The organism is Vibrio sp. 99-8-1, assembly GCF_013114595.1.
Taxonomy (GTDB): domain Bacteria; phylum Pseudomonadota; class Gammaproteobacteria; order Enterobacterales; family Vibrionaceae; genus Vibrio.
The window spans coordinates 71,296-91,388 of sequence record NZ_VTXE01000001.1; the positions used below are offsets into that span (position 1 = coordinate 71,296).

The 20,093-nt window shown below is 41.7% G+C and carries 15 protein-coding genes; 6 read left to right on the plus strand and 9 right to left on the minus strand.

All coding sequences use genetic code 11. The annotated features are described in order from the left end of the window. Window positions 1–62: 62 nt before the first annotated feature. Together F0227_RS00310 and deoC are read right to left on the minus strand one after the other, a co-directional pair. Window positions 63–3,218, minus strand: coding sequence for an HD domain-containing phosphohydrolase (locus F0227_RS00310; RefSeq protein WP_171751149.1), 3,156 nt, complete (start codon window positions 3,216–3,218; stop codon window positions 63–65). A gap of 478 nt (window positions 3,219–3,696) precedes the next feature. Continuing rightward, window positions 3,697–4,473: a deoxyribose-phosphate aldolase gene (gene deoC / locus F0227_RS00315; RefSeq protein WP_171751150.1), complete on the minus strand. Its 777-nt coding sequence runs from the start codon at window positions 4,471–4,473 to the stop codon at window positions 3,697–3,699. Between the two features lie 586 nt (window positions 4,474–5,059). Here deoC and F0227_RS00320 point away from each other — a divergent pair. Further along, the gene (locus F0227_RS00320; RefSeq protein ID WP_171751151.1) at window positions 5,060–6,472 is read left to right on the plus strand and encodes a PLP-dependent aminotransferase family protein; all 1,413 of its coding nucleotides are present in this window, start codon (window positions 5,060–5,062) and stop codon (window positions 6,470–6,472) included. A gap of 248 nt (window positions 6,473–6,720) precedes the next feature. Next, on the plus strand, window positions 6,721–7,674 hold the full coding sequence (locus F0227_RS00325; protein ID WP_171751265.1) for a LysR family transcriptional regulator: 954 nt from the start codon (window positions 6,721–6,723) through the stop codon (window positions 7,672–7,674). A gap of 54 nt (window positions 7,675–7,728) precedes the next feature. Here F0227_RS00325 and F0227_RS00330 read toward each other — a convergent pair whose 3' ends face one another. Further along, entirely contained in the window at window positions 7,729–8,604 is an 876-nt protein-coding gene (locus F0227_RS00330) for a LysR family transcriptional regulator (RefSeq protein WP_171751152.1), read from the minus strand. 107 nt (window positions 8,605–8,711) lie between these two features. Between F0227_RS00330 and F0227_RS00335 the strand changes: the two genes are divergently transcribed. Next, window positions 8,712–9,086: a nuclear transport factor 2 family protein gene (locus F0227_RS00335; protein ID WP_171751153.1), complete on the plus strand. Its 375-nt coding sequence runs from the start codon at window positions 8,712–8,714 to the stop codon at window positions 9,084–9,086. A gap of 35 nt (window positions 9,087–9,121) precedes the next feature. On the opposite strand, the gene F0227_RS00340 is transcribed toward F0227_RS00335, so the two are convergent. Both F0227_RS00340 and F0227_RS00345 read right to left on the minus strand, forming a co-directional pair. Next, entirely contained in the window at window positions 9,122–9,742 is a 621-nt protein-coding gene (locus F0227_RS00340; protein ID WP_171751154.1) for an exonuclease domain-containing protein, read from the minus strand. 185 nt (window positions 9,743–9,927) lie between these two features. Continuing rightward, entirely contained in the window at window positions 9,928–10,479 is a 552-nt protein-coding gene (locus F0227_RS00345) for an XRE family transcriptional regulator (RefSeq protein ID WP_171751155.1), read from the minus strand. Between the two features lie 216 nt (window positions 10,480–10,695). On the opposite strand from F0227_RS00345, the gene F0227_RS00350 reads away from it, so the two are divergent. The 3 genes from F0227_RS00350 to F0227_RS00360 all read left to right on the plus strand — a co-directional run bounded on the left by F0227_RS00350 (window position 10,696) and on the right by F0227_RS00360 (window position 15,550). Beyond that, window positions 10,696–11,820 carry a hypothetical protein gene (locus F0227_RS00350; RefSeq protein WP_171751156.1) on the plus strand — a complete coding sequence of 375 codons (1,125 nt, stop codon included), beginning with the start codon at window positions 10,696–10,698 and terminating at the stop codon, window positions 11,818–11,820. A 165-nt stretch (window positions 11,821–11,985) separates the two neighbouring features. Beyond that, entirely contained in the window at window positions 11,986–13,074 is a 1,089-nt protein-coding gene (locus tag F0227_RS00355) for a NapC/NirT family cytochrome c (protein ID WP_171751157.1), read from the plus strand. A gap of 31 nt (window positions 13,075–13,105) precedes the next feature. Continuing rightward, a complete protein-coding gene (locus F0227_RS00360; protein WP_171751158.1) occupies window positions 13,106–15,550 on the plus strand; it encodes a molybdopterin guanine dinucleotide-containing S/N-oxide reductase in 2,445 nt (814 codons plus the stop codon). 153 nt (window positions 15,551–15,703) lie between these two features. Here the strand turns inward: F0227_RS00360 and F0227_RS00365 are convergent, their stop codons facing one another. The 4 genes from F0227_RS00365 to F0227_RS00380 form a co-directional block, all read right to left on the minus strand. Further along, a complete protein-coding gene (locus tag F0227_RS00365; RefSeq protein WP_171751266.1) occupies window positions 15,704–16,501 on the minus strand; it encodes a TrmB family transcriptional regulator in 798 nt (265 codons plus the stop codon). Between the two features lie 70 nt (window positions 16,502–16,571). Then, window positions 16,572–17,459, minus strand: coding sequence for an ROK family protein (locus F0227_RS00370; protein ID WP_171751159.1), 888 nt, complete (start codon window positions 17,457–17,459; stop codon window positions 16,572–16,574). A gap of 4 nt (window positions 17,460–17,463) precedes the next feature. Further along, a complete protein-coding gene (locus tag F0227_RS00375) occupies window positions 17,464–19,242 on the minus strand; it encodes a glycoside hydrolase family 13 protein (RefSeq protein ID WP_171751160.1) in 1,779 nt (592 codons plus the stop codon). A gap of 16 nt (window positions 19,243–19,258) precedes the next feature. After that, on the minus strand, window positions 19,259–20,092 hold the full coding sequence (locus F0227_RS00380; RefSeq protein WP_171751161.1) for a sugar ABC transporter permease: 834 nt from the start codon (window positions 20,090–20,092) through the stop codon (window positions 19,259–19,261). Window position 20,093: the final 1 nt, after the last annotated feature.

The window sequence follows — 20,093 nt, forward strand, 5'->3', positions numbered from 1 at the left end:
TTTATTGCTTCACACCTCAAAAAGGGTAGCCACTCTTTTTGAGGTGCTTTCCTATTAAATCGCTATAACTCCGCCAGATATTTCTCAACATCTACCTCATCTATCTGTTTATCCGCCAAGTAAGTTTTGGCGTAAGTTAAATAAACACCACTGGTTAGAAACAGCTTAAATATGTCCTTATCGATATTATCTTGTTTCACGTTGTAATATAAAATATCGATGGCCGTGCTAAGGGTTTTTGCCTTCTTGTATGGACGATCATCTGCCGTCAACGCTTCAAATATATCCGCTAAAACTAAGATCCGTTCTCCAACCGATAAGTCATCTCCTGGTATATTTCTTGGGTATCCGGTCCCTTTTAAGTTTTCATGATGGGTAGAGGCGTAGCGAGGAACATTCTCCAACTCTTTCGGGAAAGGTAGCCGCTCTAAAATCTTAATAGTGCTTACGGTATGCTCCATGATTCTAAATCGCTCCTCATGGTTCAATGTTCCTCTTCTAATCAATAGGTTGTATAGCTCCCCTTGATTATTTTGCAATTCAGTTGGCTTCAGTTTTATCTTCAGATCTTCATCATAATGTGGTTTCCTTTCCCATCTGATTCTGTGTTCACTCTTGTCAGAAATCAGCTGTTCCTGAACGGGTAAACTCTGGGTTGAGCCGGTTAATCGTTTCTCTTCCACAGGAGATAAACCTAGACGATCATCAAAATGCCTTTGCCATGTCTGTTGAGCAATCTGTGTCAATCGATCAGCATGGCAGTCATCCATACTCTCGCTGCCAATATTGTGTTGAGCCACAAACTGAAAATCTTCAACAAGCTGCTGCTGCTTAGCATTTCGGATCTCTAACCACTGTCCTTCCATTTCCGGTTGGTTATGTACCGCTTTCAAATAGTCAATCTCAGCATCTCGCCACAACACTTCAAAACGAGTACGAATTTCATGAATACGGTTGTAGCTTGTCTCTAACTTACTTCCTTTATCCACCACATGCTCCGGTGTGGTGATCTTGCCACAATCATGTAACCATGCGGCCATTCTAAACTCTCGATGCTTATCCTCGTCCTCAATAGAGAAATCACGGAAACAGGGTTGCTCACTTTGACTGGCATATTTCGCCAGCATAAGACCCAGTTCAGGAACACGATGACAGTGCCCTCCGGTATACGGTGACTTATCATCAATGGCTTGAGCAATAAGCTGTACAAATGCATCCATTAAATCTTGTTGCTGCTTTTGGTGGGTTGCAATGGCTTTTGACATGTTCACCAAGGAAGTAGAGAGCTCATCAATCTCTTTTATGGCAGAGCGGTTATGTTTCACATCTTGATGTTGTCGATGCATTATTTTTTCATTCTCTAACGCTAACTGCCTGATAGGTAATACAATCGGGTTGGCAAACAGCCAACTTGCCGGTAAAAGCAGTAAAATAAACAACGCGGTAATACCAATAGAGATAAGAACTTCTCGACGACTGTTCTTCAATATGTCCTCAGCATTAAACACAATACCAATGTATTGATTAGTGCCGTTGAACACGGGTGCTATATAAAAATACGAGTCGCCACTTTCAAGATCCGCTCTAACCAACTGCCCTAGTTCATCGGATTTAGCCACATGCTGAACTAATGCGTTGTATGGGACAGTATTTGATTCCGTTTCAATTAGCTCTGACGAATTACTTAACCACTTATCGCTTAAATACTGCCTATCTTTGGGCTTAACATTGGCAATAGCTTTGTTTATTAATTTGGCTAATGGTTGGTACTCTGGTTGGAAAACATAACGAAGATTGCTATCAAAACGTGCCGGTGAAATATCGATATTAGACAGAACCTTGATACCGTCCAAATAGAATATATCCAAGTTATAGTTTAAGGTAATTTCACTTTCTATTGCAGCATCAGCGCCACCAGATAACACCGCTTTTAGCGCTTCAAAAATATTGCTTACTTGCAATATTTTAATGGTTGGATAAGCCCTCTTTAGCTCAGGAATAATCGACCAACCAGCAGGTATTGCTAATGTTTTCCCGTTTAGTTCACTAAGGCTCTGATAGCGAGTTGCTCCTTCTTTAACCGCTAACGCCATTGGCATATCCAGTAGTGGTTCTGAAAATATCCCCCAATCTTTGTTAAATTCCGTTCGGTAAACAGGAGCCAATATTTCTATGTGTTTTTCATGATAATGATCGACAAGCTTAGACCAAGAAACACCATTCACGTATTCGATGTTGAGCCCTAAGCTATCGGTCAGCAACTTAGTAAACTCTACCGCGTACCCTCTTGGCTCACCCGATATTGAATAGTCTAAAGGAGCCCAGTCAACCTCATTTGAAATACGAATGACATGCAAGTTATCAATGTAATCTCGTTCCTCTTGGCTCAATACTAGAGGAGAGAGTTGATACTCTGCTTCTTCTTTGGTCCCGCTATTTGAAGCGATAAGTGTGCCATCAGATTTATACAGAAACCCTTGACCACTTTGAAAACGAGTATTAGAGATCTGTCGCGTTAAGAAGCCGGACATTGTCGATAACGCGATATCAATACCGATAACTGCATCGCTCTCTTCTATCACCATTGAATAGGTTTGGCCGGGAGCCTGAGTAAGATGGAACAGATAGGGTTCTGTTTGACTCGCTTTAATGTCATTCGCTATGCGAAACCATGTTCGAGAAGTGGCATCATATTCTGAGCGAGATTCAATTTGATGACTTAAGGTAAATTTCTCGGTTAAGAACTGCGTATGAATCATACGTTTACCATTAACGTCTTTGACTGATACTTTTGCGTATCGATCCGTCAATGATGCCCCTAACTGCTCTCGAATCACGGGGCTAGCTTCAAGATTAATGAGTTCATAAAAATCACCATTGGCAAAACCAATGTACACCGCGTAAAACTCATTGTTATTGTCCAGCAAGTTACTAAATAGCTCATCGACAATCGAACCAACCTGATCACCATCAACCAGTGCGGTATTTCTAGCAAGAAGCTCAACCGCATAAGTTGCTTTACGGCTCAATGAGGCCACTTTTTCTTTGGTATTGCGAGCCACATTTGCCGCATGATTGGTCGCAGCATCCGTCGCAATTTGAGTGGAAAAATGGTACTGGAGAATAATCGCGAATGATGTCGTCATCAAAATACCCAGCAAAAAAACAAACACTACGGTAATTCGAATGGACACTATTCGGCTAGCAAGCCTTAGCATTTTCTGCCCCTATATCTGACGTTTTTATATTTTTGTTATAAATATCATCACAGAGGAAGTATTCACCAATGCGATATGACAAGCTTTATGTACAGTGTAATACATATCTGAATATTCACATTTTTGTGCTTACATATTGGCAAGCTAACTTAGCAAATGAATAGGGGCGGTTGATCTTTCGAGAACAGATTTTGTTCAATCTGAAAGCGGTTTGAGCAAAGCATGAGGAGAGCAGCATGGTTATTCTATGTAAACAACTCAAAACACAGCTCAAGACGTTTTCAGATGACCCCTTCGGGTAGCGTTTGTTGGTACTATCTTCTGCAAAAGTAGTCGCGAAAGATCAACAGACCCTAGCTACAACAAAGGCGCTAACAATAGCCACTTAGCGCCTAAATACCATTAAAGCTCACTACTCCACATTACTGCCGAACAAGAGCTATCGATTGACTATCCGTGTCGTTGACATCGTGACTGCTCAATAGTCACCTAAAGTCACTGTCTTGTTATTGTCCAATGTATTCAACAAATTATCTAACAGGCTCGAAGCACCAAAACGATAAAATCGACTTGTTACCCACTCCATACCAAATAGACGATCAGCAATTTCCAAATATTGTTGAGCATCCTCCGCAGTCTGAACTCCACCTGACGCTTTGAAGCCGACCTTGTCTTTAGCCCCCAACTTAGCGATGGTGGTTAACATGATCTCTGCGGCATTCAAGGTCGCGTTAGTTGGCACTTTGCCCGTTGATGTTTTGATCATATCAGCACCTGCTTCAATGGAGATCTCAGAGGCTCGTTGGATTAAGTGATCAGGAAGTTCACCAGACTCTATGATCACTTTTAAGAGTACCCCCGCTTCGCTGCATTCTAACTTACACGTTTCAATCATCGAGTAAGCAATATCTTCTCGACCTGCGATAAGGGAACGATATGGAAAGGTGACATCAATGTCATCGGCACCATACATTATGGCAGCTCTGGTCTCAGCGACAGCAATATCAACATCGTCATTACCATGAGGAAAATTGGTCACGGTAGCAACACGAACTTGGGGCGTTCCCTGCTCTCGCAACTGCTTTTTAGCAATAGGAACAAAGCGAGGATACACACATATAGCGGCAGTGTTTCCTACTGGCGTCTTAGCATTTTTACACAGTTGGATTATTTTCTCGTCGGTATCATCATCGTTTAAAGAGGTGAGATCCATTAGCTTAAGTGCTCGCAAAGCTGCAATTTGTAATTCATTCATATTTAAATCCAGTTCTTAGTGTGAAGATCAAACATATACTTCTTCCTCCAATCCTTGGAAGTTATCCTCAGAACCGCTATTAAATCATAGTGATTCGAGTCCATGCCCTTTCATTTGAGAGCACGGATAGTATAAAACTGGCTAAAAAATAGAATAGATACAGAATTGAGCAATATTACTATAACAGATGAAACCGAGCGCAAATTACTCTTTGATATACATAAAAAAATAGCAAGAGAGAAACTCTCTTGCTAAAGAACTATCAAACATCATTTACCTTATTTATTAGAGTATAGGTATCTGGATGACAGCGGGCGTTTATTTGGTTTTAGATTTGTTAAATGAAACATCCTCACTTATGATGTGAGCCGCTATTTCTTAACCCAATCATTACTTAGTAAGCTTCTGTTTCTTTGATTTATTACTTCACATAGCAAAATATAGTCATTAAGTTTAAACCATGTTTCTACTAGTTTTAGTGTAATTATGCTTCCCATACTGATGTAGATACAGATAGTGACAGTTTTTCTATAACAGTTACAAAATAGATTTAACCCATTGCTTTTCTTACATAAAGGACGATTTCTTGGCTAAATACGAACAGCTTGTAGATCAAATACGTGACCAGATTCAAAATGAAGTTTGGCAAGTAGGAGACAAACTCCCCTCTTTAAGAAAACAGACTAAGCTGTCTGATATGAGCTTAATGACCGTTATGCAAGCTTACCAAGTTTTAGAGAGCCAAGGTTGGATTACATCTCACGCGCGTTCTGGTTATTTTGTCGCCCCAAAAGTCAGTAAATCCATACCTAAGGAGTCAAGTATTGCTATCGACTCTTCAGAAAATATCGATATTAACGACTTTATTTTTGAAGTACTGCAAGAGAGCCGAAAACCCCATGTCATAGGTTTCGGTTCGGTCTATCCTGATGCTCGTTTATTTCCAAGAAATCAATTAAATAAAGCGCTAATGACGGCGGTCAAAACCATGCCTATCGCCAGCGCACTGTATAATTTTCCGCCAGGGAACGAAAAATTACGCCATATCATTGCCCAACGCTATGCAGCCCAAGGAATGAATATTCACCCGGACGAAATTATAATTACCGCTGGAGCGCTAGACGCACTCAACTTATGTTTGCAAGCACTTACACAAGCTGGAGACTGGGTTATTGTTGAATCTCCCGCGTTTTATGGTTCACTGCAAGCGCTACAACGACTCAACCTAAGAGCACTATCAATACGAACTCATCCACAAAAAGGGATTGATCTTGAAGCGTTAGAACAGGCACTTCAAACACACCCAGTAAAAGCGTGCTGGCTTATGACTAATGTACAAAATCCGACCGGCTGTACCATGTCTGACGATAAAAAACGTCGACTGGTTGAGTTGCTGGAAAAATACCAAGTCTATCTTATTGAAGATGATGTATACGCTGAACTCTATTTTACGGATAAAAAGCCGCTTCCAGCGAAAGCGTTTAGCACTAACAATCATGTTTTACACTGCTCTTCATTTTCCAAGTCATTGGTTTCTGGCTATCGTATTGGATGGGTCGCCGCCGGAGATATGTCTTTAGCCATTCAGAAACTTCAATTAATGAGTGCTCTTTCTGTAAGCGCTCCAATTCAGTTGGCATTTGCTGAATATTTGTCGACACGCAACTATGAGAATCATTTACGGGTATTACGCAGAAAATTAGAAACTAATAAGTTCGCCACATGGCATGAGGCCAAAAACTGTTTTCCTGAAGAAGTAGATATTCACTACTTAGATGGCGGATATTTTTTGTGGGTAGAACTGCCCAAACATCTAGACGCTGCTGAACTTTATCAACGAGCAATAAATGAAAACATCAGTATTGCGCCAGGAAAAATGTTCTCACTTGGAGAACACTTCAATCACTGTTTTCGTATGAACGCGTCTTTTGATTGTAGTGAGAAAGAAAAACGCGCCATAACTCGGCTAGGTGAGCTGATCAGAGCGATGTTAACTTAACTTCTCCACGTAAACTCTTTCAGAAACTTCGTTGATGATAAGGGGGCGTGAGTTAACCTCCTCTCTCATTCGCCATTTTATTAATACGCTAGCTAAAATAGCGATTTGTGAGATCCACCTGCTGTGATAACGTCAAAACCACAGTAAGATAAAAACATAATATGCTGAAAAGTAAGCGACCTTATGAGTTTGCTGGACAGCAAGCTGGCAAGATATACGTTCAGACGGATACAATTATAGGATTTGCGATGTCGATAACCAATCAACTCACCCTGTTTATGGACATTGTCCAGCAAGGCTCCTTTAGCAAGGCCGCGACACTGCATGATATGGATAACTCCACCCTGTCTAAACAGATCAAAAAGCTAGAAGCCACGTTAGGAGTCCGTTTACTCAATCGTTCAACACGGTCTTTTTCATTAACATCGGCGGGGGAAGAAATCTTACAGCAAACCTATACTTTGACTGAAACCTTAACTCAAATTCAAAATATTGCCGACTCTTATCACTCAACCCCAAAAGGAACATTGCGCATTACTTCGCCCGTCTATTTTGGGCAACAGTATTTGCAACCCGTTGTAACGCAATTTTTAAAAAAACATCCCAACGTACAGATTACGCTCTCAATGGATGATAAAAAGTCCGACATTATTGCCGACCACTTTGATCTCGCCTTTCGTGTAGGCAAGCTTTCTGACTCCAATCTTATCGCTAAGAAAATTGCCAAAACCAACTTCGCCATTGTTGCCTCTCAAGAATTTTTAGATCAGCACGGATGCCCATCAACGCCAGAACAACTTATTGCGCTACCTGCAGTGATTTATAGCAACGCTGACGTAACTTTAGATCAGCTGAGAATAAGTGAACAACCTTATGGTACACAGCTCAATAACCATAAAATGGTCGGAAACTACCGAGTAAGTGACGTGAGATCATTAGTGGAGTCCGTGAAGGCAGGGTTAGGTTATAGCCAAATTGATCTATTTAATCTTGATCGGCCAATTACCGAACTGGGATTGCATGCACTGCTAACCAATTACACGCTTTCTACCATGGATACTGGCATTTACGCCCTTTACCCTCATCGTAAACAAACACCACTAGTTAGTGAGTTTATCCAAGCGGTTCAACAGCATATTGGCCAGCCGGCATTTTGGGAGAGTTACATAGACAACTATAGCGAGCTATATATCGCCAAATAATCTCAAAATAGGCAGACATAGCAATTCTTATTAGAGCGTACCATTAATGTGTAACTAGTTCGTGACCTGTTTTTCTAGCAAAGCTTGTTCAATCGCAGCTAAAACGATCTTCACCGTTAATGGAATATGCTTGTTGTAAGGATGCAGCGCGTAAATCGGATTAACCGGCAGCTGATGCTGAGGAAACACATTTGATAGCGAGCCGTCCAATTGATTTAAATAGAAATCAGGCACCAACCCTATACCGGCTCCTGACTGAACCAGAGATAAGCAGGTGTAAAACGAGTTCGCAACACATCTTGCCCGGGTGGTAAAAACAAAGCTATCTAACGTATGACTCGCAAAGCGGTGAGTAATATGTTGGCTCTGCCAAACATTCGCAATATACATAGCCTGTTCTATGTTGCCGTTGGCTATTACTCTTGGCTGAGCACACAGTACATCTCGAAATTGTCCAATTCGTCTCTGCTTAAGGCTGCTCTCATTAGAGTGTCCCACCCGTATCGCTAAATCAATGTTGTCCGCCACTAAATCTAAATGGTGATCACTACTGATAAGAACAGGTTCAATCAAAGGATGCTGTTGTAACAACTCACCAATGACCGGAGCGACCAGCGTTTCCATTAATGCATTTGGCGCTGTTATCCTTACTTCACCTTTAACCACTTCTAATGTCTCTTGTGCTTGTAACCAAGCACTATCAGCAACATTATTCAGCTCCTTGCACCGTTGATAAAAACTCTCCCCAGCAACCGTAAGAGACTGTCGTCGAGTAGTTCGTTTAAGCAGCACAATTCCCAACTCAGACTCAAGAGACTTTAAATGTTGGCTAACTACCGATTTGGATAGCTGCAAAGATTCTGCCGCCGAGGTTATCGACCCGGCATCTACAATATGGGCAAACAGCGACATCTGTCGTAATCTATTCAATTTATTGTCCAGTATAATTAAACAATCAATTCTAATACCTCTGTTTTTCAATAACAATAATATCGCTAATCTTATTGGGTATTCATTTATTTAAGGTAGAGAACATCATGTCAGAAAATACAGTATTAGATGCCTGCAAAGAAGGCATTGCATTATGGCAACAAGCATTCAACAGTCAAAATGCCGCAGGCTGTGCCGCACAATATACCCAAGATTCTATTATGAACGCACGTCCGTTCGGCGAGTTTAAGGGCAGAGAGGCGATAGAATCATTCTGGCAGAATATCATCGACCAAGGGTTTGCCGATGTCGAGTATGAAGACGTGGAGTGGCAACCACATCCAGAAGGGGGATATATTCTCACATCAAGTTGGACAATGAACAAAGCGTTTGGCGTTGTACACCGCGAGCATTGGGTCATCGAAGAGGACGGTTGTGCTCGTCTTATTAGCGATGATTTTGAAGTACAGGGTGAGCGTTAATCTATTAGCTATACTCAAGTGACCTTAAGGTGCTTTCACTGGCTATGAAGAAAGTTGCGCACCGACCCCTTTGGCGTCTTAGCAATTTTCTTCATTAGCGAAAAAGAAGCATCATTAATATTGAAATCTTGTTTCAACAGATCAACAAACACCAACCAAAGTGCTGCCGTCACTTCAGCATCCGCAAGTGCTCTGTGAAACACCCCATCATTCTCAATGCCGTGAAAACTGACTAACTCTGCTAATTTATGAGAAGGAGCATTCTGGGTTAGACGTCGAGATACCAATAAGGAACACGCAAAGTCACCATGATAACGACGCTGAATATGGTCAAGCTCTGCATCTAAAAAACGCTTATCAAATGATGCGTTGTGAGCAACCAAATTGCTACCTTGTATAAAATCGGCAAATTCATCCATTACTTCAGCACAGCTCGGCGCTTCACTAAGCATCTCATTACTGATTCCAGTATACCCTTCTATGAACCGACTCACTCTAAAGCCCGGATTCATTAGGCGCTGAAAGCGATCTGTAGCAACTCCTTGCTCTAATTTTACCGCACCGATTTCAATGGCACGATCACCTTGGTTAGGCGACAAACCTGTGGTTTCGAAGTCAAGTACAATAACGGAGTTAGCAGAAGAATCTAATGACACAGCAATTTCCAGTAGCAATAGTTTAAGGGATGATTATCGTTCTATAGAACAGTGGCAGAGTTTACCTTGATCGACTTTTAAGAGAAAAGTGTTTATTGGCTCTGCCAGTGTAAATTGTCTTGAAACGTGGCGTGAACACTGCCATTTACAAACTGACTTACTCACATAGGTATAAATGCAGCTTACTACTCATAATTAACAATAATCATCACATGGGTATCGCTGCTACTTGAATTTATATATCGATGCGGGTCTTTCGAATCAAATGAAATAGAACTACCAGATTTCAATTGATAACTCTTATTTTTAATCTCCATCTCTAACTCCCCTTGAGAAACAAATATTTGCTCTGTTGTGCTGTTCTCATGGCTAGTGGGATCGCAATAGTTACACCCGGGCTTAAAAGTGCCATAGAACACTTCGTATCCACTGGTAGGTGAAAAAGGAAATATACTGTGGATAATAAAACGATCATCATCATTCTTAATCGCAATCGTGTCATCGATACTCTTTACGTCATAAAGTTTGCTAGAGTTGTCGAGTAACGTTTCTAATTTGATCTTCAGACCATTAGCTATTTTCCAAATGGTCGCAATAGTCGGCATAGACTCAGAACGTTCTATCTGGCTAAGCATGGTTTTACTCACACCTGTTCTAGCAGAAACTTCATTGAGACTTAAACCCATTTTACTACGGGTGCTTTTGAGTTTTTCTCCTAAAACAGAAAAGTCGTCCATAATTCATCACCTTTTTTCAAATAAAATTATTCAATATCATTGGTTCACATCAGTCTGCGTATAGTCTCAGAACATATAAGCAGAATTGACATTGATAGATCGATAAATAACACTATGTCGTACAGACGGACAATATAGTGAACGTCTGTACTTATATCAAGCTTCAAATCTAATTGAAGCTCAGTAGTTGGCATAGGTAACTTAGGAATAATAAGCATGGGTAATCAAACAATGAGTTTAGACAAATTGTCGACTCAAATTGGTGCTCTATTCGCCTATTTAGTTGGTTCAGGTTTTGCTACTGGCCAAGAAACCGTGCAATTTTTCTCCGTTTGGGGCTCTATCTGGGATTCATTGCTGGTAGGTGCTATCTCGTTTTTTATGATGTATCTAACCTATTCAGCTTATGCATATGCCGGCCGGACTCGCCACCTTTGTGACTTAAAAAGTATCTCTCGGTTTTATACCGGTTCGTTAATTGGCAAGCTGTTTGAACTCTTTGCCTGGATCTTTAATGCATGTGCTTACGTGTTTATGGTATCCGGCTTTGGAAGTGTTTTATTGCAGCAGTGGGGAATTCCGCTCTTTATAGGCTCAGCCATCGCAGTTGTTCTATCGGTAATAACCGCCATTGCCGGACTAAACAATCTAATAAAGATCATAAGCAAACTGGGCCCATTGTTAATCGTACTCACTCTATGTATTGGTGTTATCTCTGCTAGTGAGTTCTATCCATTAATAAACCAAGGAAACCGTGCTGTCATCAACGGTGATGTTTCTGTGGTTCGCGCTGGTACAAATGCCATTAGTGCTGGTCTCTCTTATGGCGGAGCCTGTGTGCTACTTGTGTCCGCTATGGTTGGACGCATGGGATCACAATTACGTTCATACCGCTTTTACTATACTAAGATGACCATCGCGGTTGTCGCATTAGGCTTGCCTATGATTAATATTATTATGGGCCTTAACCACATTGGTAATATTGAACAAGCTAGCCATGCTCAAATACCTAACCTGTTGTTAGCTAACCATATCTTTGGTGCTATTGGTGATTTTTATGCCATTATCATATTGGTCGCAATATACAGCACACTGTGTCCTATTATTTGGACTTGTGTATCAATGCACATTCCTAACGAAAAATGCACTCGCTATAAGCTAACCTGCATCTTTTCTGGTATTGGTGTCTATTTTATTACTCTCTTCATCCCCTACCAAACATTGTTGCACTACGTTATGACCTACTGCGGCTCTGCAGGCGCACTGGTCTGCATAGTCATTGTATCTCGCTACTTAATAGTGAAAGCAAAAGATAACAACGGCCACTCACACTCTCTTTAAAAGCCATTTCATTGACAGAGATCTAATCCTCTATATTGATTAATTTGTCCTTTATAACGTACAATGCGTTCATTATATAGGTCTATTGTACGTAATAAAGGATTAATACGAACAATTCCAACTTCTGATATTTAGAAACAAAAATTAACTAATACGGTGAAAAACATGAAAAAAACAATAGTAATTCTATTGATTGGGTTAGCAATTGGTTGGGTTACGCTCGGAGGTACGCAGGCCATAATGCATGCCACTTCTGATACTGAATTCTGTCTTTCTTGCCACAGCATGCAAATTCCGTATGAAGAATACCAAGGGTCGATACACTTCTCCAATGCCAAAGGCATACGTGCAGAGTGTTCTGACTGCCATATTCCCTCTGAACCTCTTGACTATGTTTGGACAAAAATACGTGCATCTAAAGACATTTATCATGAGTTTGTCACTGGGAAAATTGATAGCGAAGATAAGTATGAAGAGCACCGTATGGGCATGGCACAAATGGTCTGGGATCAAATGAAAGCCAATGACTCCGCAACTTGCCGTTCATGTCACGACTTTGTCGCAATGGATACCTACGAGCAGTCGGAAGACGCAGTCAAAATGCATGATTACGGTAAAGAGAACGGCCTTACGTGCATAGAGTGTCATAAAGGGGTCGCACACTTCCCTCCAACAGCCGAAATGGACTCAGAAGCGTATGAGAATCTATTAGCTGAAGCACAATCCACACCCGATTCCGCCAAACATATATATACCGTCAGTTCATCTGAAATGGGAGAGCTTGGAACGATTAACCCAGCAGTATCTTTAGATGTGATAGGTGGGCAAGACGGTAAACGACAGGTTTTACTGCAAGGCTACCAAATGCTAGGAGCGGAAAAAGTACTCTATATGGGAGAAGGACAACGCTCGATTATTGCCTCGTTAACCGAATCAGGACAAGGCCAACTAAAAGTTGGTAATTACAAAGAAGACGATTACGGTAATAAATGGCGCACCGCCGAACTGATCGCCACAATAGAAGCTCCTGTACTGCAATCCTCTGATCCTATTTGGGCGTATGCTGAAGAGTTAGATAACGTCTACTGCTCTGCATGTCATGCAAAAATTCCAGCGTCTCATTTCACAGTCAATGCTTGGGGTCCTGTCGCCAAAGGCATGGGAGATCGCACTGATATTTCTGAACTGGATCTTGAAATTCTAACAAAATACTTCCAAAACCATGCGAAAGATATCGCAGGGTCGAGCCATTAACTCTGAATACTAAAACAAAAGGAACAATACGATGGACAATCTTACCCGCCGTAGTTTTTTGAAAGGTACAGGTGCCACTGCCGGTGCAGTAGCTATTTCTTCGCTCGTACCGCTGAGCGTAAATGCAGAAACAAAAGGTAAAGGTGTTTTAACCGCATCTCGTATGGGACCATTATATGCGGTAGTCAAAGACGGCCAATTAGTCTCAACTGAAGGTGCTCTGCCAAAAACGGTACCAAATAGCCTACAGTTGACCGGGCCGGATCAGGTGCATACAAAAGCACGTATCAAGTATCCAATGGTACGTAAAAGTTATTTAGAAAATCCAGAAAACCCTGCATTACCGCGTGGTCAAGACGAATATGTTCGCGTCTCATGGGACAAAGCACTTAAGCTAATTCACGATCAACATATCCGCATTAGAGGGGAATTTGGTGATGAATCTGTATTTGCAGGTTCCTATGGGTGGCGTTCGTCTGGCGTCCTTCATAAAGGACGTGAGCTGCTACGTCGTTATATGAGCCTAGCTGGAGGTTATACAAGCCACTTAGGTGACTATTCAACAGGGGCATCTCAGATCATTATGCCGCACGTAATGGGCTCGATTGAAGTTTATGAACAGCAAACGACTCACCCTGTTGTGATGGAAAACTCTGACGTAGTTGTACTTTGGGGAATGAACCCAATGAACACTCTGCGTATCGCATGGACATCTACAGAAAACTCAGGGATTGAGTTTTTTCATCAACTTAAAAAGTCAGGTAAAACACTCATTTGTATCGATCCAATGCGCTCTGAAACAATCGACTTTTTTGGCGATGCAGCACAATGGATTGCACCTCATCCATACACTGATACTGCAATGATGATGGGTATTGCCTACTCTCTTGTAAATAAAAACAAGCATGATAAAGAGTTCCTAGACAAATACACCGTAGGGTATGACAAGTTCCAAGACTATCTTTTAGGCAAAACTGACGGCACTCCAAAAACACCTCAGTGGGCAGAAGAGATCTGTGGTGTACCAGCCAAACAGATGGAAGTTTTGGCGGATATATTCAGTTCAAATCGAACCATGCTTATGTCAGGTTGGTCTATGCAACGCCAACAAAATGGCGAACAACGCCACTGGATGCTTGCTACTCTAGCGGCTATGCTCGGACAGATTGGCCTGCCAGGTGGTGGATTTGGTCTCTCTTACCATTACTCTAACGGAGGAAACCCAACTCGCGATGGCGGCGTTCTACCGGCCATGGGAGCCACTGTAGGAAAAGCAGGAAAATCCGGTGCACGCTCAGCATCCAAAGAGGCGGTCAATGCTGTACCGGCGGCCCGTATTATTGAAGCGATTGAAAATCCGGGCATGAAGTACATGCATAACGGTCATCAACTTACCTTCCCGAATCTTAAGTTAGTGTGGTGGACTGGCGGGGGTAACTTCACTCATCATCAAGACACAAACCGACTAATTAAAGCATGGCAAAGCCTTGAGTTATCTGTTGTGTCAGAAATCTACTGGACAGCGGCAGCCAAACACGCCGACGTTGTATTACCGATTACAACATCATTTGAACGTAATGATATGACAATGACCGGTGACTACTCTAAACAACACATAGTTCCTATGCCGAAAGTCATCGACCCTCAATTTGAGTCCTTAAGCGATTTTGAAGTATTTGCGCGTATGTCTGAATTACTGATGCCCGGAGAGGGTCGAGCCATCTTTACTGAAGGCAAAGAAGAAATGGATTGGTTGAAATATTTCTATGACGAAGCCGCAAAAGGAGCAAAACGTGCTCGTGTTCGTATGCCGAAATTCCAGCAATTCTGGGAGAAAAACGAACTCATCGAGATGAAACCTAACAAGAAGAATGCTAAGTTTGTTCGTCATGAGAAATTCCGTAGCGATCCGGTAATGAATCCTCTAGGGACACCGTCCGGTAAGATTGAGATCTACTCTAAAACCATAGAGAGTTTTGCTCTTGAAGATTGCCCAGCACATCCTACTTGGATGGTCCCCGGCGAATGGGCAGGTAACGCGAAAGAAGGAGAACTTACGCTGATCACTTCTCACTCAGCCCACCGTCTTCACAGTCAGTTTAACTACGCTAAGTTACGCGATAAGTACGCAGTAGCCAACCGCGAACCTATAACGATAAACAGTGAAGATGCTAAAGCTCGCGGAATCAAAAACGGCGATCTCGTCCGTGCGTTTAATGACCGTGGGGAAATTTTAGTTGGTGCGTTAGTAACAGATGGCATTAAACCTGGTACCGTTTGTGTACACGAAGGAGCGTGGCCAGATCAAGATAAGAATGGTTTATGTCGCAATGGTGGACCAAACGTACTGACTCGTGATATTCCTGCATCTCGCCTATCTAACGGCTGTGCGGCAAACTCATCATTAGTTCGTATAGAAAAATACAAAAATTCGGCGCCTGAACTAATGGCATTTACACCACCTAAAAATGCCTAACAAAGTAACAGAGCAAAATGTATAAAGGGAGCGAAAGCTCCCTTTTATTATGACGGTTTAGCTTGAACCAACAAACAACCACTGACTCTAGTTTTAACTTACCAACTTAATCAACAGAGTTTACCTTCGCCACCTTTTCAAACAATAACGGAATTAATCTAGCTTGTTTAAATCGTCCTGAACCATAGCGTTGGACTGTTCGTGTATGGTATTTACCCGAAAACGTTTATTTGGTTCAAGTCGTTCATATTCGGTGAGGTAAATATCACTGTGGATATGCTCAGCAATCATTTTAACAATTAAGCGATTATTGGAGAATAAACCAATAGATTCTTCTCGGTTTGAGAACATTAACGCCAGCTTCATATCAGCAACCAGCATAAAGCGGTGAGACGGATAGTCTTGCTCTTCAGTATCTGAACGAGAATATAACTCCATTTGTGGATGAGGCAAGGCCACCTTGTTAAATGAGAATCCAATAACACGGACACCACGCTCTATCGCTTCACATATCTCTTTGTCCAAAAGGGACAGATGAAAGTCAGTATTCAGGTAGATCTCTAAGCCAGCTTGATTGATCATCTCTTTGGCTTTTTGAATAAGGTTGTCAAAGCCAGAGACATTGTAAACAAACTCTTTTTCCTCATGGAGCATCATTTTTGACAGCTCTTTTTTGAGGATATGAATGTTATCAACCGTCTTTTTTTCTATTTGGCTAAAAATCAGTTCCGGTGATTTTGCTTCGTACTCTTTAGTCTCTCCATCAGACATAAAAATGTAGCCATTTTTATACAAATTATCGATGGATGAGTAGACAGAAGAACGTGAGAGGGCAATTTCTTTAGCAATCTTGTAACCACTAGAGCGACCATTTTTTAGCAGGTTAATATACACAAGGGCATCTGTTTTAGTGAATCCAAAATCCATTAACTTCACGACAAGCTCAGACACAAGTATTCCTCTAATTTGTTTCATATTAAACTCTTATATAGGTTACCACTCCTTGGGAAGTGTTTGTAAATTATTGTTTTATTTTTTGCACCTTCAGCATGGAGGCGCCTTGAGCGTAAACGAACTCGTCAAGCTGCGATAAAGCAATGTGCGGTAATAATGAACAGTCACAATATCGAGCTAACGCCAACTTCAAATCGCTCGCGAGTGAGTGATAGCTAGCCACCGATCCAAATAGAACCATATGAGCAGGCCGATACCTATCGACTAGCATTGACAGTGAACGTGCCAACTGATCAAGAAACGCACGGTATATCCTCACCGCATGGCTATGGCACTGGCCTATTTCTGTATATATTTCAGATAATGATTTGTCTTTAAGAACCACTTGATGATACTGCCGCTCAATACCTTCTACGGTAATAAACTGTTCAATACACATCTCATTTCCGCATCGGCAAACAGGCGTTAATCCATCAGTAAAGCTATCAAATTCTGGTAGCAAAGAGTGCGCCCACGGCTGAACGCACTGTTGTGCTATATCTTGTTGTCGACATTTATCAACCACTTCTACCCCACAGCTATGATCGAGAAACACGCCCATAACCTTGTCTTTTTGGTAGGGTTTCACCCGAATAGATTCTGCCAGAACAGCAGATTGGCTGTGCTTAACCATGTGACATTGAAGCCTTGTTCTCTGTTCAATATCATCACGCCATCGAGCCATTAACTGTTGATCATCAGCGTCGTAGTTAAGACAATTTTCAGACACACTCACACCAAGAAACTTGGCTTTTCCAAAACGCCTCTGAATGGTATTAATCAGATTATCAATTGCTTGAAGTTGAGAATAGTAGCCTTCAGGAAGCAATCCACTCGTTCGATACAGCTCTTTATGCACCGTTTTACCGACGTAACAGTGCAGCTTGTTATGATCGATTGAGATGCCGATGTTCATGAAACTAACTAAGACCCATTATTTGATAACCATAAGCTGCAAGCTCAACCTTTTGCTCCCCAATAGTGACTTGCGTTGACTGTTCAGAATTGTTTATAACAAACGTCAATGGGCCTCGTTGATAAGCAATACAGCTAGAATTATCGATCGGTAACCATTTAACATAAGGTAGATTTAAGCAGTCATGTTGTTTTCTAAGTTCGATAAGGGATTGGATGAACGCTCGCAATTCTAGGTCTTGAGACTCAGTATCCCAGTTCATACATTTACGATTGTTTTCGGATCCCATTGCTCTTCTGCCATCCAAACCTATCTCTCCACCGTAGTAAATACATGGGGAGCCAACCTGAGTAAACATAAACAAGTAAGCCAGCTTTACTCTGCTCTTATTGTCACCACATAAACTTAGAATTCTGGTGGTATCATGGCTATCAAGAAGATTAAACATCGCTTCATTAACGTTTCGTGGATAGTCCATATAACATCGGCTCACCGAGTCCATAAACTCTTCTTTATTGCAGGTGTTTAGTGCAAAGTAATCGGTCATAGCTTGGGTAAGTGGATAGTTCATTAGCGAGTCGTACTGCTCACCTCTTAACCACGGCATCCCCTCATGCCAGATTTCACCAAGAATGTAACAGTCTGGTTTGATACCTTTTACGACGCGACGAAAGTCACGCCAAAACTCATGATCAACTTCATTAGCAACATCCAAACGCCAACCATCAATGTCAAATTCTGTCACCCAGTGGCGAGCGACATCCAATAAATATTGTCGGCACTGTTCATTTTCAGTGTTGAGCTTTGGCATTTCACTCACATTGGCGAATGTTTCAAAATTTAAGTTCCAGTGATCCCACTCAGACTTAGGTAAATCAGGATAGACCGGGAACTCTTTGATCCAAAACCAATCGGCATACTTGGATTTCTCTCCCTTTTCCACCACGTCTAACCATAGTGGCGACTTATTACCGATATGATTAAACACCGCATCCAGCATCACCTTCATTCCACGCTGATGCGCCGCTTTGATAAGCGCATGAAACGCCTTATTTCCACCAAAGTGAGGATCAACATTAAAATAATCGACGGTATCGTATTTATGATTCGCATTAGCGGTAAATATTGGACAAAAATAGAGTCCGTTTACCCCTAAATCTTGCAGATAATCCAGCTTATCAATTACCCCCCATAAATCCCCGCCCATAAAATTATCGGCAGTAGGAACACTTCCCCACGGCTGAACATTATCCGGCGAAATGTCTGGCCGACCATTAGCAAAACGTTCAGGGAAGATCTGATACCAAACCGTTTTTTGCACCCAGTTAGGTGTCTCCAGTACATCCCGGGGGTTAATATATGGAAAACAGTAAAAGTTACTAATATTCGACAGTTCTGCTTCTGCAACACTCTTATCCAATAAGTCTACGCAACGTCTCTCACCAAACAGTATTTTCTCACCATCTTTTCCATATAAAATGAAACCATAGCGGCTTCGGCGTTTAGGTGGTTTAAATTCCGCAAACCAGTGATCATGGTGTTCAGTTGTGCCTTCTAGCTCCATGGCAACTTCATTGCCACCAATCCAGCCATGGGCGTCACTGCCACCAAGATTCCCCCCATCAAGTCCTCCTTCAGACCAGATATAAGGGTCACCGATCCACAAGGCAACACGCTCAATTTCTCCTTTAGCACTACGCAATCGAATATGTAGTGTCTCTTTATCATAGGCGTAACTGTCCGCACTCTTTGCCGAGTGTGTTAGAGAACTCTTCGTAATCATGGTTATTTCCTAGTTATTATTCTTTTACTGCGCCACTGACAAGGCCGGTTGTAATGTGTTTTTGTGTTGCCACAAACAATAAAGTAATGGGAACAGCGACTAACAAAGAGCCCGCTGCAAATAAGGTGAAGTTTTCTGCTGAATTAGACGATATCCAACTGAAAATGCCGATAGCGAGAGTCATTTTCTCTTCGCTTCGAAGAATCAAGGTGGGAAGAATAAAATCCATCCACGGAGCCGTAAAAGAGACTAGCCCAACAAACACTAATATCGGTCTGGCAAGCGGCAGAATTATCTCCAAAAATATCGTCATATGACCCGCACCATCTATTTTGGCAGCCTCATCCAATGAGGTAGGAATGGCGTCGAAATAACCTTTAACCAACCAAGTCATAAATGGCAATGATCCGGTGACATATACCGCAAGCAATCCAACATATGTGTCAATCAATCCCAACTTAGACAAAAGGATGTAGATGGCCGTCATTGACAAAAATGCGGGAAACATCTGTAACACCAATATCGTCATCATGGTGTTTTTCTTGCCTTTAAATCTATAGCGGGAAAAGACAAATGCCGTAATGGTTACCACTACTAGCGAAATCAACATATTTGATGTAGCTAATACAAATGTATTCTTATACCACTCCAAATAAGGGGTATCCGTAAACAGGGCCTTGTAATGGTCTAAAGTAAACTCCATTTGTCCAAATGAAGAACTGAACAAGTTGTTACCAGGCTTAAATGACGCCAGAACAGTCCAAATAACAGGGCCAAGCACCAACAACGCATTGAGTGTAAGAAACAGGTAAACAACCGCTGTTCCTAATTTTCCTATAAGCTTTTCCATC